This window comes from Enterococcus columbae DSM 7374 = ATCC 51263 (genome assembly GCF_000406925.1).
GTDB classification, from domain to species: domain Bacteria; phylum Bacillota; class Bacilli; order Lactobacillales; family Enterococcaceae; genus Enterococcus_E; species Enterococcus_E columbae.
This window is the reverse complement of the sequence record NZ_KE136347.1, coordinates 528,341-540,891: the sequence shown is the minus strand read 5'-3', so window position 1 is coordinate 540,891 and position 12,551 is coordinate 528,341. Positions and strand designations below refer to the sequence as shown.

Annotated in this window: 16 protein-coding genes; 4 read left to right on the top strand and 12 right to left on the bottom strand. The window is 36.0% G+C overall.

Annotated elements, in window-relative coordinates:
• Window positions 1–102: 102 nt before the first annotated feature.
• From RK02_RS02595 to obgE, 3 genes are all read right to left on the bottom strand, one after another.
• Window positions 103–489, bottom strand: coding sequence for a type II toxin-antitoxin system HicB family antitoxin (locus RK02_RS02595; protein WP_016182684.1), 387 nt, complete (start codon window positions 487–489; stop codon window positions 103–105).
• A gap of 41 nt (window positions 490–530) precedes the next feature.
• Window positions 531–710 (bottom strand): type II toxin-antitoxin system HicA family toxin, encoded by a 180-nt coding sequence (locus tag RK02_RS02590; RefSeq protein ID WP_016182683.1) that lies wholly within the window; start codon window positions 708–710, stop codon window positions 531–533.
• A gap of 130 nt (window positions 711–840) precedes the next feature.
• On the bottom strand, window positions 841–2,154 hold the full coding sequence (gene obgE, locus RK02_RS02585; RefSeq protein ID WP_016182682.1) for a GTPase ObgE: 1,314 nt from the start codon (window positions 2,152–2,154) through the stop codon (window positions 841–843).
• Between the two features lie 270 nt (window positions 2,155–2,424).
• Between obgE and RK02_RS02580 the strand changes: the two genes are divergently transcribed.
• The gene (locus tag RK02_RS02580) at window positions 2,425–3,171 is read left to right on the top strand and encodes a peptidylprolyl isomerase (RefSeq protein ID WP_016182681.1); all 747 of its coding nucleotides are present in this window, start codon (window positions 2,425–2,427) and stop codon (window positions 3,169–3,171) included.
• Between the two features lie 161 nt (window positions 3,172–3,332).
• On the opposite strand, the gene tnpA is transcribed toward RK02_RS02580, so the two are convergent.
• Window positions 3,333–3,809, bottom strand: a complete 477-nt coding sequence (gene tnpA / locus RK02_RS02575; protein WP_016182680.1) for an IS200/IS605 family transposase — start codon at window positions 3,807–3,809, stop codon at window positions 3,333–3,335.
• Between the two features lie 191 nt (window positions 3,810–4,000).
• Complete coding sequence (fabZ, locus tag RK02_RS02570) at window positions 4,001–4,441, bottom strand: 3-hydroxyacyl-ACP dehydratase FabZ (protein ID WP_016182679.1); 441 nt, start codon at window positions 4,439–4,441, stop codon at window positions 4,001–4,003.
• Between the two features lie 207 nt (window positions 4,442–4,648).
• Between fabZ and fabI the strand changes: the two genes are divergently transcribed.
• Together fabI and RK02_RS02560 are read left to right on the top strand one after the other, a co-directional pair.
• Window positions 4,649–5,404 (top strand): enoyl-ACP reductase FabI, encoded by a 756-nt coding sequence (gene fabI, locus RK02_RS02565; RefSeq protein WP_016182678.1) that lies wholly within the window; start codon window positions 4,649–4,651, stop codon window positions 5,402–5,404.
• A 166-nt stretch (window positions 5,405–5,570) separates the two neighbouring features.
• On the top strand, window positions 5,571–6,482 hold the full coding sequence (locus tag RK02_RS02560; protein WP_016182677.1) for a mechanosensitive ion channel family protein: 912 nt from the start codon (window positions 5,571–5,573) through the stop codon (window positions 6,480–6,482).
• 55 nt (window positions 6,483–6,537) lie between these two features.
• On the opposite strand, the gene cbpB is transcribed toward RK02_RS02560, so the two are convergent.
• The 4 genes from cbpB to racE are packed head-to-tail and all read right to left on the bottom strand — an operon-like array spanning window position 6,538 to window position 9,723.
• Window positions 6,538–7,023, bottom strand: coding sequence for a cyclic-di-AMP-binding protein CbpB (gene cbpB, locus RK02_RS02555; protein WP_016182676.1), 486 nt, complete (start codon window positions 7,021–7,023; stop codon window positions 6,538–6,540).
• A gap of 17 nt (window positions 7,024–7,040) precedes the next feature.
• Window positions 7,041–7,553, bottom strand: coding sequence for a metallophosphoesterase (locus tag RK02_RS02550; protein ID WP_016182675.1), 513 nt, complete (start codon window positions 7,551–7,553; stop codon window positions 7,041–7,043).
• A 3-nt stretch (window positions 7,554–7,556) separates the two neighbouring features.
• The gene (rph, locus tag RK02_RS02545; RefSeq protein WP_016182674.1) at window positions 7,557–8,903 is read right to left on the bottom strand and encodes a ribonuclease PH; all 1,347 of its coding nucleotides are present in this window, start codon (window positions 8,901–8,903) and stop codon (window positions 7,557–7,559) included.
• Window positions 8,904–8,907: 4 nt separating this feature from the next.
• Window positions 8,908–9,723, bottom strand: coding sequence for a glutamate racemase (gene racE / locus RK02_RS02540; protein ID WP_016182673.1), 816 nt, complete (start codon window positions 9,721–9,723; stop codon window positions 8,908–8,910).
• Between the two features lie 247 nt (window positions 9,724–9,970).
• Here racE and trpS point away from each other — a divergent pair, with 247 nt between their 5' ends.
• Window positions 9,971–10,978 carry a tryptophan--tRNA ligase gene (trpS, locus tag RK02_RS02535; protein ID WP_016182672.1) on the top strand — a complete coding sequence of 336 codons (1,008 nt, stop codon included), beginning with the start codon at window positions 9,971–9,973 and terminating at the stop codon, window positions 10,976–10,978.
• Between the two features lie 362 nt (window positions 10,979–11,340).
• Here trpS and RK02_RS12305 read toward each other — a convergent pair whose 3' ends face one another.
• The 3 genes from RK02_RS12305 to RK02_RS02525 form a co-directional block, all read right to left on the bottom strand.
• Window positions 11,341–11,508: a hypothetical protein gene (locus tag RK02_RS12305; RefSeq protein WP_018451811.1), complete on the bottom strand. Its 168-nt coding sequence runs from the start codon at window positions 11,506–11,508 to the stop codon at window positions 11,341–11,343.
• Window positions 11,509–11,584: 76 nt separating this feature from the next.
• A complete protein-coding gene (locus tag RK02_RS02530; RefSeq protein WP_016182671.1) occupies window positions 11,585–12,004 on the bottom strand; it encodes an HD domain-containing protein in 420 nt (139 codons plus the stop codon).
• Between the two features lie 198 nt (window positions 12,005–12,202).
• Complete coding sequence (locus RK02_RS02525; protein WP_016182670.1) at window positions 12,203–12,460, bottom strand: hypothetical protein; 258 nt, start codon at window positions 12,458–12,460, stop codon at window positions 12,203–12,205.
• Window positions 12,461–12,551 lie beyond the last annotated feature (91 nt).

Below are 12,551 nucleotides of genomic sequence, written 5' to 3'. Positions count from 1 at the left end.
ATTCATTTACACTCAGCAAGTTAACTTAAAAATATCCGAAAACAAAAAAGTCAGGGTGCGCCCTGACTATATTTCAGATAAGTTGAGTATTCTTTGCTGATATTATACGCCAAGTTTTTCTATTAAGGCATCAGACAATGTCTTTGAAAAATTAATATTCGCCTTTGTTGCACGGACATTTAGCCAATGAGGCACTTTTACAGTTTTCTTATCTAGTACACTTTCCTTTAAATAATCCATTAAATCAACACTAATCAATGTTTTAAATTGGTGTTCATTTTCTATTACTACATCATTAATAGCTGTTGCTTTTGGCAAGGGAACGCTATTTTCAATTAAATCCGCTAGCATTATTCCCAAGGCATCAGATGCATTTTCCATACCTTCAGCAATGGTACTACCTTGAGTTACTGCACCTTCGACATCCGGAAAATAGATACCATAGCCAACTGGATCTTTTTCAAAAACTGCAACATATACTTTTTGCATAATCGTCCCTCCGATTTCATCATTATTCTAAAAAGCAGCAGTCATTGCTCCACTGCCTTACGTACTGTTCGTTCGACCACTCGAGAGATTTCCTTGGCATGACTAGTAATGATGACCGGTCTACATCCAGCTTTTTCAAACTTTCGATGAGAGCCTTTACCGCCATTTACCTCAACAAAGCCTACATCAAGTAATAAACGTATAGCTTCTCTAACTGTCATTGGTATAAATAAACCTCCTCCAGTCACCTACATCCTAATACGCCCTGTACGCCCTGTCAAGAATAGATTATTGTCTAAGCAAAAAAGTGAAGTACCAGAGATAATCTTCAGCACTTCACTTTTTCATTGATTATTCTACAAATTCAAACTCGAAATTACCGATACGGACGATATCGCCATCTTTCGCACCACGCGCACGTAAAGCTTCATCTACGCCCATCGCTCGCAATTGACGAGCAAAGCGCATCACTGTCTCGTCATGATCAAAGTTGGTCATCTTGAAGAGTTTTTCAAGCTTTTCACCAGATAAAATCCAAGAAGCATCGTCATCACGATCGATACTAAATTCAGGTTCATCAGCATTGAAGCCGTATTGTACTACCTCTTCTTCAATTTCCTCATCGTATAATAGGAATTCAGGTGTTACCTCCAATAAATCAGCAGTTGCACTTAATAATGCTTCAATGCCCTTTCTAGTTACCCCAGAAATAGGAAATACAGGGATATCCTCATCTAGTGGATCTGCTTTCGCGGCTGCTAATTTTTCTTTAAAGACCTTTAGATTTTCTTCAGCATCCGGCATATCCATTTTATTGGCTACAATCAATTGTGGACGTTCTAACAAACGTAGATTGTGACTGGCCAATTCATGATTAATCGCTAAATAATCTTCGTATGGATCACGACCTTCCATACCGCTCATATCAATAACATGTAAAATGACACGCGTACGCTCGATATGGCGTAAAAATTGTGTCCCTAAGCCAACACCTTGACTAGCTCCTTCGATTAATCCTGGCAAATCAGCCACGACAAAGCTACGCCCATCTTTAGTATTGACCATTCCCAAATTAGGTACCAAGGTCGTAAAATGATACGCCCCAATCTTTGGCCGAGCCGCTGAAATAATGGATAACAAGGTCGATTTGCCTACTGAAGGGAAGCCAACTAAGCCGACATCAGCCAATACCTTTAATTCTAATTCAATTTTTCGTTCTTGTCCGGGTTCCCCATTTTCAGCAATTTCGGGTGCCGGATTACGTGGTGAGGCAAAGCGAATATTCCCTCGACCGCCACGGCCACCTCTAGCAACAACTAAAGTTTGACCATCTTCAATTAAATCACCTAAAAGCGCACCTGTTTGTGCATCACGAACAGTTGTTCCTTGTGGGACTTTGACATATAAATCTTCAGAGCCTCGTCCGTGCATTCCTTTACTCATTCCATTTTCGCCAGCCTTAGCCTTAAAATGACGATTGAAACGAAAATCCATCAATGTACGTAAGCCTTCATCAACAATTAAGACGACATTGCCACCACGGCCTCCATCGCCACCAGCAGGACCACCGTCAGGAACATATTTTTCTCTTCGGAAGGCAACCATGCCGTCGCCACCCTTACCAGCTTTTACTTCAATTGTGACTTGATCTAAAAACATGGACATGTATATTGTCCTCCATTTCTTTCTATTCCTAATCTATTAGTATAAATAGATTGAACTTTTTGCAACTCTTATTTATTGTACCTATCAAAAAAATGTTTGTCTATTCTTTATAGCTATTTTTTATTAATTTCTCAAAAAGCCTCTTTCACTAAATATATATCAGCTTTAAATTAAGTTAAAAAATCGATTTGTTTTTTTGGGGATATTTGTATTTTTTCTTTAAAATCTGTTATCATAAAGAAAAATATAAATCGAAAGGAATTTACCGTAATGAAAAAATTAACCGGCCTACTTTGCGCTGCTGCTTGTCTCTTATTATTAAGCGCGTGTGGAGAAAATAAAGCAACTACTGATAGTTCTAAGGAACAAACCACAAGTAGTAGTAAAAAAGTCGATTTAAATAGCCTAGCGCTACCTCAACTAGACGATACAATTAAAGAAAATGAAGACGTCGTAGAAATCGTGACCTCTGAAGGTACTATAAAGGCCAAATTATTCCCAGAATATGCCCCAAAAGCTGTTGAGAATTTCATGACTCACGCTAAAGAAGGCTACTATAACGGAACGCCTTTTCATCGCGTAATTGATGAATTTATGATTCAAGGTGGTGATCCTAAAGGCGATGGTACCGGTGGCGAAAGTATTTGGAAAAAAGGCTTTAAAGTTGAAATATCTAATCATCTTTATCATCTAAGAGGCGCATTAGCGATGGCTAGAAGTCAAGCATTAGATAGTCAAGGAAGTCAGTTTTATATCGTACAAAACGATCAAGATGTCTCTGACGGCCTAGCGATTCAATACTATCCAGAAAAAATTATTGAAGCCTATAAAAAAGGGGGAACCCCACAATTAGATGGCAATTATACGGTATTTGGTCAAGTAATTGAAGGCATGGATATTGTTGATAAAATTGCCAAAGCTGAGGTTAAAGAGAGCTCATCTGGCGAAAAATCAACACCGGTAAATCCAGTGAAAGTTGAAAAAATCAATATTATTCAAGAAGCAAAAACAAAATAAGCGAGCCAGAATTTGGTTAGTTATACAATAAAATCAAAACCTCCAGTGTGAACTGGAGGTTTGTTCTTCGGCTGAAAGCCTCTTTTACCGGCCTAAGCCTAAAAGGCTCACTGAATCAGTTTCCCTCGCGCACCACATTTACTCGCAAATCCTAAAAGGATTTATACGTTCTTTTGATTTTTTTTACCTGTAAATGGATCATATTCTTCAAACAATGTTAGTTGATCTGCTACATAATCATCTTGTAATTGATTACGAATATATTCTTCTATCTTCGCCTTATTTCTCCCTACGGTATCCACGTAATAGCCTCGACACCAAAATTTTCTATTACCATAACGATATTTTAAATTTGCATGTCGATCGAATATCATCAAACTACTCTTTCCCTTTAAATAGCCTATAAAACTTGATACACTAATTTTGGGCGGTATACTCACTAACATGTGAATATGATCTCTACATGCATTGGCTTCTATAATTTCTACGCCTTTTCTTTCACATAACTCTCTTAAAATTTCTCCTATACTTCTTTTATATTTACCATAAATAATTTGTCGTCTGTACTTCGGTGCAAACACAATATGATACTTACATTTCCATGTTGTATGTGATAAACTTTGATTATCCTTTTTCATAAGGAACCTCCTATTTGATTGATAGTTTGTGGTCGGGAAACCAAATCTATTCTATCATTTTAGGAGGATTTTTTTTACCACGCTAGAAGCTCTCTGGAACCACCCGCATAGCAGGTGGTTTTCAATGCATACAACAATATAGAAAAATCGGAGAAAACAATCTTTCTCCGATTTTTCTACGTTCTTGAAGTTTATCTTTGTTCGCCCACAATAAAGGTAAATTCACACTCAGCAGCTACTTTACCTTCAACTGTTGCAATAGCATCTGCAGTGCCCACTGAACCTTTTAGCTTTTTAATTTCAAAAGATAATTTCATCGTATCACCTGGAACAACTTTCTGACGGAATTTTGCCTTATTAATCCCTCCAATATATGCAGTGCGGCCTTGGAATTGCTCAGATTTTAAGATTAGAATCGAACCAGCTTGAGCTAAAGTTTCAATAATCAATGCACCAGGCATCACAGGATTACCTGGAAAATGTCCTTGGAAAAAATCCTCATTGATGGTTACATTTTTTGTAGCGATGATCTTCTTTCCTGATTCAATCTCATCTACATAATCAATATAAATAATTGGATAACGATTTGGAATTAACTCCATTACTTCAGTTTCAGTTAATAATTTTTTCATATTGCCAATCCTCATTTATAAAATATTTTTATTAATACTTTGATTATCAAACTATCATATTTCTGAATATTTTGCAACTTAAACTTTCCTTAAGAAAAAATAGTTTGACAATCAAACAATTTTCTATAATAATATAGAGGCATAGCATTTATTATTTTTTTATGTTAATTATTAAATCAATTACCTAAATATTTAAGGAGTGGAATTATGAGTTTTCTAACAGGAAAAAAAATCGTTGTCATGGGCGTGGCTAATAAAAGAAGTATCGCTTGGGGCTGCGCAAATGCATTGAAAGAACAAGGTGCTGAAGTCATCTATACTTATCAAAATGAACGAATGGAAAAATCTTTAAGAAAATTAGTCGGCGAAGAAGACTTTTTAGTTGAATGTGATGTCGCTAGTGATGATTCTATTCAAACAGCTTTTGAAAAAATTAAAGCTTATGCTGGTGAAATTCATGGGGTGGTTCATGCGATTGCCTATGCGAATAAAGAAGATCTACAAGGTGAAATTACAGATATTTCACGTGAAGGCTACAATTTAGCACAGGAAATTAGTAGTTACTCATTAGTAGCCGTTACACGTTACGCTAAACCAATCTTAGCCGAAAATAGTGCAGTTGTTACCTTATCTTATCTTGGCGCAGAACGTGCGGTACCAAATTATAACATGATGGGGATTGCTAAAGCTGCTTTAGAATCTGCAGTTAGATATTTAGCGGCCGAATTAGCCCCACAAGGAATCCGCGTAAATGCAATCTCAGCCGGAGCGATTAAAACACTAGCTGTAACCGGTGTGAAAGATTACCAAAAGTTATTACAATTATCTGAAGATCGTACACCTGGTAATGTAGGCGTAACAATCGAAGAAGTCGGCAATACTTGTGCCTTTTTAATCAGCCCATTATCAAGTGGGATTATTGGTGAAGTCATCTTTGTCGATAAAGGCGTTCATTTGTCTTAATTATTATTTGATTTATTTTTGTTATAAACCAATTACTCTCCCCCCTAACTAATTGAGTAATTGGTTTTATTTTTTTGAAAATATGTTAAAAAATAGCAGAATATTTCCGATTTCATTAAAATGCTGTTATGATAATATTATATAAAATATGAAGGATGGTTATGTAATGAAGTTTTTTTTATTAACAACTACCCAAAGTGATGAATCAATCACGCAATCAACGGAGCAAAAATTAAATGCTTTACAACGCTGGTGGCATAATATTAATTGGGATGAAATTATTAATTTAATTATCCAAAAAACAATCAGTATCGTTTTACTGTCAATATTATTTTTAATCTTGCATCGCCTATCTTATTTTTTATTAGACCGAATTTATCATCAATACAGCAAACGATATGGCATGAATGAAACACGGCTAAAAACAATTAAAACACTGATGCATAATATTATTCAGTATACACTAGGCTTTTTCTACATCTATTCCCTACTATCAATTTTAGGTTTTCCAATTGGTTCGTTACTAGCTGGTGCAGGAATTGCTGGTTTAGCGATTGGTCTTGGTGCACAAGGTTTTATGAACGATATCATTACCGGTGCCTTTATCATTATGGAGCAACAAATTGATGTCGGTAACTATATTCGCCTACCAAATCTTTCAATTGAAGGAACAGTTATTTCAGTTGGTTTACGGACTTTACAGTTAAAATCAGTAGATGGTACCATTCATTTTGTCCCTAATCGTAATATTACGGTAATTAGTAATACTTCAAGAGCCAACATGCAAGTTTTAGTAGATGTTCGAGTTGATCCAACTGAAGGAATCGATGAAATTAAACAAGTCATTGAAACGGTCAATCAAAAAATTGCCGAACAATATCACGAGGTCATCGAAACACCACCAAGCATCTTTGGTCTAGTCGATCTTGGTAATAACAATTTTGCGATTCGAACGATTATGTATGTTGAAAATGGCCAACAATTTAAACTAAAACAAGCCTTTTTAACTGCTTCTATCGATGCCTTAACAGCAAACGGCTATACAATCCCCAATACACCGATTGTCGCACCAAAATAAAAAAATAAAGCCGAGAAGAGATAAGCTTAATGCTTATACTTCTCGGCTATTTGTTTTATTGTGCTTTACGTTCTTCTTCTTTTTCTACTAACCAATATCTCGATTCGATTTCGTGTACCATATGATTGACGGATTTCAAAATGGCCTTTCGAGTAAAGATTCCTAGAAACACATTATTCTGATCTACATAAGGTAAAAATGGTTCATTGACTAGCCGACGAAGCAAGGTCTCCAAATCATCTTTTTCCGTCATCTTTGGTACCTTCACTTCCATTACATCTGCAACAGTTAATACTTCTAAACGTTGCATATCAAAGCCAGTTAACCCGCTGATTTCCTGCATGATGTCAGCTAAACTAATCAAACCCACTAAATGATCTTCGCTATCTAATACAGGGATTTTTGAATAGCCCACATTGGTAAGAATTAACATCGCGTGTTCTAACGGATGATTATACAGTAAGGTTGCTACATTAGCAGCAGGAATTAAAAAGGTATCTTCGGTTTCAGTTAATAGCGCTTGTACATGTTTGCCAATCATCAACTGGATCCTCCTAGTTATTTTGAAAAGGTAAATGCCAATGCTGTAATCGGTTGAAAATCGCGAGTATAATACTGGATATGCCAGCTATCTTCAGTACTTTCGATTATCGCGAAGCTTTGATAGTTTAACGCACCTCTTGGATAAGAAATACTTCCTGGGTTTAAAAATAGACGTTGCCCTACTTTTTCACAGCCAATTTCATGCGTATGACCAAATAAAACAATATCCACCTGCGCTTCCTGCGCTTGCAAGCCAAGTTTAGTTATTCCCATTCGCACGCCGCTTAAATGACCATGGGTAACATAAATACAATCAAGAGGCGTATGTATAATTTGGACCTCACGATAGCCACTATCATAATCACAATTACCGGTAACCACCGTAATCTCTTGCCAAACCTTTTCATCACTCGGCAATTCTGAATCACCACAGTGGATGATATAATCAACGTTGTCTTTAAAATGCTCAGCAACTTGATAGACAATTTCTCTATCGCCATGACTATCACTCATTACTAGATATTTCATCCCTTATCCCTCCAGCCATGCTTGCCACTGACTAGCCAATTTTTTCATCGCTAATCCACGGTGTGAAATTTCATTTTTTTCTTCTGCGGTCAATTCAGCCGCTGTTTTATCTAATCCATCCACAATGAATAAAGGATCATAGCCAAAGCCATTCTCCCCTTTTGGAATACGACCAATTCTACCTGGCCACTGTGCTTCAACAACTAAGGAAGGCTTCTTAGGTGCAGCAAAAACCAACGTACAGTGGAATTGCGCTGTCCGTTGTTCATCGGGAACATCGGTTAACTCGTGCAATAATTTAGCATTATTTGACGCATCACTTTTATGCTCGCCTGCAAAACGCGCTGAATAAATTCCTGGCATTCCACCTAGCGCATCCACCTTAAGGCCTGAATCATCCGCCAATACTGGACATTGTAGCAGATTAGCGATTGTTTCAGCTTTAAGTCGGGCGTTTTCTTCAAAAGTTTGGCCAGTTTCAGCTACTTCAGGCAATTCCGGATAATCTTTTAAGGTCTTGATTTGATAGCCAGCTTTAGCAAACATTTTAGCGAATTCCTTGGCTTTGCCCATATTCCCCGTTGCAATCATGATCGTTTTTGCTTGATTAGGTGTAGCCTCAGTTGCTGTTTCTCTAAAGAGTGCTTCTTTTTGAAAGGCGATCAGTGATTCAATGGCTTCTTTTCCGTAGTGTAATAAAGCGTTGAGCTGTTCGCCATCAAAGGTCGCTTCTTCACCTGTTCCTTGAATTTCTACAAATTTTCCTGATTCAGTCATCACCAAATTCATATCAACCTGGCAATTTGCATCTTCAAGATAATCTAAATCCACTGCATAATCTTCATTTTCTAAGATTCCCACACTAATAGCAGCGATATGTTCTTTAATTGGATCTTCATCAATTAGATTTTGCTGCAACAATTTATCAACAGCTAATCTTAAAGCGACAAAAGCCCCAGTAATACTAGCCGTTCTAGTGCCACCGTCAGCCTGAATCACATCGCAATCGACAATAATACTACGTTCACCCAGTAATTCTAAATCCACGACTGCACGTAAGCTACGACCGATTAAACGTTGGATTTCCATCGTTCGTCCACTTAGCTTTCCCTTTGCACTTTCCCGACGATTTCTGGTATTTGTCGCTCTTGGTAACATACTATATTCAGCAGTCACCCAACCGGTATTAGTTCCTCTTAAGAAAGGGGGAACTGTATCTTCAATAGTTGCTGAACAAATAACCTGTGTATCGCCAAAGCTAATGACTACTGAACCTTCTGGATGCTTAAATACATTCGTTTTAATTTCTATTTTTCTTAAATCATTGACTGCACGACCATCATGTCTCATCGTTTCACTCTCCTGTTAAATGAATATGTTTTGCGGATATATCGGATTTTTCTAACCAAGCTCTAGCAATCTGATTAAATGCCACCGTTGAACCTGTCGTGTAAAATTCACGCTGAGGATGCTTATTTTCAGGTAAATGAGCAATATTAAAATAATCTAGTAACATACTTACTTCACCAATTGTTTCCACACCCGAATCAATTAGATGAACGGATTGCCCCATCACATTTTGAATTAAAGGTTTTAATAATGGATAATGGGTACATCCTAAAATTAACGTATCCACCTTAGCCCGTTGCATTGGCTGCAGGGTTTCAGCTACAATTTTTTTAGCCACTGATGAACGAGCTTGATTACTCTCAACAATTGGTACAAACCGTGGGCAAGCCAAGCTAAAGGGTTCAATACTTGGTACCTTCTCTAATAAAGCTCTTTCATAACTTGCACTTTGAATAGTTCCTTGTGTGCCAATAATTCCTACTTTATTTGTCGTAGTGGCTTTTACAGCTGCACGTGCGCCTGGTAAAATCACGCCTACAACAGGAATATCCAATTTTTGCTTAATCTCATCTAATGCTACAGCCGTTGCAGTATTACAAGCAATGACCAACATTTTTATCTGCTTACTCAACAAAAAATGTGTCATTTGCCAAGTAAATTCAAGGACTTGCTCTTTTGGTCTAGGACCATACGGACATCTGGCATTGTCCCCTAAATAGATGACATTCTCATTAGGAAGCTGTTTTAAAGCTTCTTTTAAAACAGTCAATCCGCCCACGCCAGAGTCAATAAAACCAATTGGTCGTTCTTTTTTTGACATCAAAAATCTTCCTTCTAACTAATCTGTCTCTTTGTTTATTTTCTACTTTTTCAACTATTTTTTCAAGCATTTGATAACATTTATATAAATAATTAATGATATATTCTAAAAAATCTCATCGTATTTTTCATAAAAGACGACAGGATTCCTAGTTTTTTAGAAAAATCAATGAATTATGATTGTTTCTTAATGCAAAACAAGGTATGATGAAAGTTGTAATTAACTTTTAGAAAAGGTGAAGAGATACATGAACACAATATTAACTGGTGATCGTCCAACTGGTCAATTACATTTAGGACATTACGTCGGTTCATTAAAAAAACGTGTCGAAATGCAAGCGGATAAAAATAATGATCTGTTTATCATGATTGCAGATGTTCAGGCACTTACTGACAATGCAAAAAATCCAGAAAAAGTAGCCAAAAACGTTTTAGAAGTTGCACTTGACTATTTAGCGGTTGGCTTAGATCCAACTCGTTCTACACTTTTTATTCAATCACAAATTCCGCAATTAGCTGAATTAATGATGTATTATATGAACTTAGTAACTGTTTCTCGCGTGAAACGTAATCCAACCGTTAAATCAGAAATTGAACAAAAGAAATTCGGTGAAAGCATTCCTACTGGTTTCTTTGTCTATCCAATTTCACAAGCAGCGGATATCACTGCTTTTAAAGCGAATCTCGTACCTGTTGGTGAAGACCAAAAACCAATGCTTGAACAAACACAAGAAATCGTCCATACCTTCAATAGCACTTATGCCGAAGTTCTAGTTGAACCAAAGGCAGTTTTACCACCTAAAGGAATGGGACGCTTACCAGGTATTGATGGAAATGGTAAAATGAGTAAATCATTAAACAACGGAATTTTCTTAGCAGATGACGCAGATACGATTAAGAAAAAGGTTATGTCGATGTATACTGACCCTAATCACATCCACGTTGAAGATCCAGGTCAGGTTGAAGGCAATATGGTCTTTACTTATCTTGATGTTTTCGGTACGGACAAAGCGCATATCCAAGAGCTAAAAGATCATTATCGTCGAGGCGGCTTGGGCGATGTTAAAATTAAACGTTATTTGATTGACGTTTTAGAGGCTGAATTAGCACCGATTCGCAAACGTCGAGAAATGTATGCCAATGATCCACAAGCGGTGATGGATATGTTAAGAAAAGGTAGCCAATACGCTGAAAGCATTGCAGCCAAAACCCTAGACGAAGTAAAACGCGCGATGGGAATTCAATATTTTGGCTAAAGCTAGCAAATAAATACACCAAACTTTAATTATATTTAAACGAATATTCAACAAAACGAACATGTATTGTGAGTTTGAATATTCGTTTTTTTATTAGAAAAAGAAATTGAAAGTAATCACAGGAATATTGTCATACGTTTATTTGATGATGACTCTTACTTTTCAATCATCTAAAGGAATTCGACAGCTTCTATTTTTTTGATTTATCTTCATACTCAATAGACTAAATGCTAATCATCCTTAATGTACTCAAAGAAAAATGCTTTAGCTAGTAATACAAGTAAGACAAATACGCATATAGTCTATATTTCTTGATTTTGAGTATAGAAATAGCACTCAACCAATTTCGCTTTGATTGAATGCTACTTTTTTAGTTTTTGCTGTTCATCTGTAAACAATTTTTTATACTTTTCTATCTTCTTCCTACGTTCTTTTTGAATGCTAATTTCTTCTTCAGTATAAGGGCCGTGCCACGATTCAGAATCTATTCGTTCTTGATATATTTTTTCAACTTCTTCTCTACTTAACATATTATTCACATCAATGTATAAACATTTATCTCTTCAAATTTCTAAATTTATTCAATTTGTTTTTTGTTATCAATCATTAGTTACTCAGAAATTCAATCGCTTTTCGATATTTTTCAACTCTTTTTAAATCGCACGCCCTAATCTTACTCAACCTACTTAAATCTGTATTATGTTGTAAGTCTGCTAATTTAACTTCTCGCGCCAAAGAATTTTCTTTAACCTTTTTAAGATAATCTTCATAAGATACATTCTTTGATTTAGTTAGTATAGAAACAGCTTCAATAATTTCTTCTGTAAAACCATTATTTTTTAAATCGGCAAGGGTATAAGCTGAATCTTCAATAACATCATGAAGTAAAGCCACAATTTTGGCATTTTCACTAGTTACTAAACTAGCAACGTAAATTGGATGATTTATGTAATCAACACCCGCTTTATCAACTTGTCCTCTATGTGCTTTCATGGCTATGCTTAACGCTACTTCATATAAACGCATTTTATCAACTCCGATACATATTTGACATGAATCTTTTTATCCATTCTATCCAACATAAAAAATCGAAATTTTACTCAAGTTTAATCTATCTTACAAAAAGGTATTCCATATACACAAACTACAAAACAACAGAAGTACATTGATTAATATACCCTGTTGTTTTCGTTACAATATATTGATTATCAGACATTTCTTTACTCATCTTTCGCTAAAAAAATCTGCAATATTTTCAATTGTCAGTAAAGAAATAAAAATAATCGCAGCAATTAGTCCTAAACTGACTAAGGATATAAATTGCCAAAAAAAGATCGCAAAAATGACACTCAATAACACAATTAACAAGCCTAAAATCGCCATAAAGCTATGGTGCAAAAACAGTGGATAATGAATCTGACCCATTCTATCATTGAAAAAAGTAGCACTCCATTTAAACATTCCTTTAAACAAACGACTCATCTTTTTCTCCTCCTTTGTCAGAGCTTCATCTTCATTTTCAGTTTACAAGAAAAATAAAGACAAAGCATCCAACTACAGACCGAAACATGCT

Coding starts and splice junctions, on each gene's coding strand:
- RK02_RS02595 (WP_016182684.1), bottom strand. CDS start 489: ATGCAAAAAGTATATGTTGCAGTTTTTGAAAAAGATCCAGTTGGCTAT.
- RK02_RS02590 (WP_016182683.1), bottom strand. CDS start 710: ATGACAGTTAGAGAAGCTATACGTTTATTACTTGATGTAGGCTTTGTT.
- obgE (WP_016182682.1), bottom strand. CDS start 2,154: ATGTCCATGTTTTTAGATCAAGTCACAATTGAAGTAAAAGCTGGTAAG.
- RK02_RS02580 (WP_016182681.1), top strand. CDS start 2,425: ATGAAAAAATTAACCGGCCTACTTTGCGCTGCTGCTTGTCTCTTATTA.
- tnpA (WP_016182680.1), bottom strand. CDS start 3,809: ATGAAAAAGGATAATCAAAGTTTATCACATACAACATGGAAATGTAAG.
- fabZ (WP_016182679.1), bottom strand. CDS start 4,441: ATGAAAAAATTATTAACTGAAACTGAAGTAATGGAGTTAATTCCAAAT.
- fabI (WP_016182678.1), top strand. CDS start 4,649: ATGAGTTTTCTAACAGGAAAAAAAATCGTTGTCATGGGCGTGGCTAAT.
- RK02_RS02560 (WP_016182677.1), top strand. CDS start 5,571: ATGAAGTTTTTTTTATTAACAACTACCCAAAGTGATGAATCAATCACG.
- cbpB (WP_016182676.1), bottom strand. CDS start 7,023: ATGATTGGCAAACATGTACAAGCGCTATTAACTGAAACCGAAGATACC.
- RK02_RS02550 (WP_016182675.1), bottom strand. CDS start 7,553: ATGAAATATCTAGTAATGAGTGATAGTCATGGCGATAGAGAAATTGTC.
- rph (WP_016182674.1), bottom strand. CDS start 8,903: ATGAGACATGATGGTCGTGCAGTCAATGATTTAAGAAAAATAGAAATT.
- racE (WP_016182673.1), bottom strand. CDS start 9,723: ATGTCAAAAAAAGAACGACCAATTGGTTTTATTGACTCTGGCGTGGGC.
- trpS (WP_016182672.1), top strand. CDS start 9,971: ATGAACACAATATTAACTGGTGATCGTCCAACTGGTCAATTACATTTA.
- RK02_RS12305 (WP_018451811.1), bottom strand. CDS start 11,508: ATGTTAAGTAGAGAAGAAGTTGAAAAAATATATCAAGAACGAATAGAT.
- RK02_RS02530 (WP_016182671.1), bottom strand. CDS start 12,004: ATGCGTTTATATGAAGTAGCGTTAAGCATAGCCATGAAAGCACATAGA.
- RK02_RS02525 (WP_016182670.1), bottom strand. CDS start 12,460: ATGAGTCGTTTGTTTAAAGGAATGTTTAAATGGAGTGCTACTTTTTTC.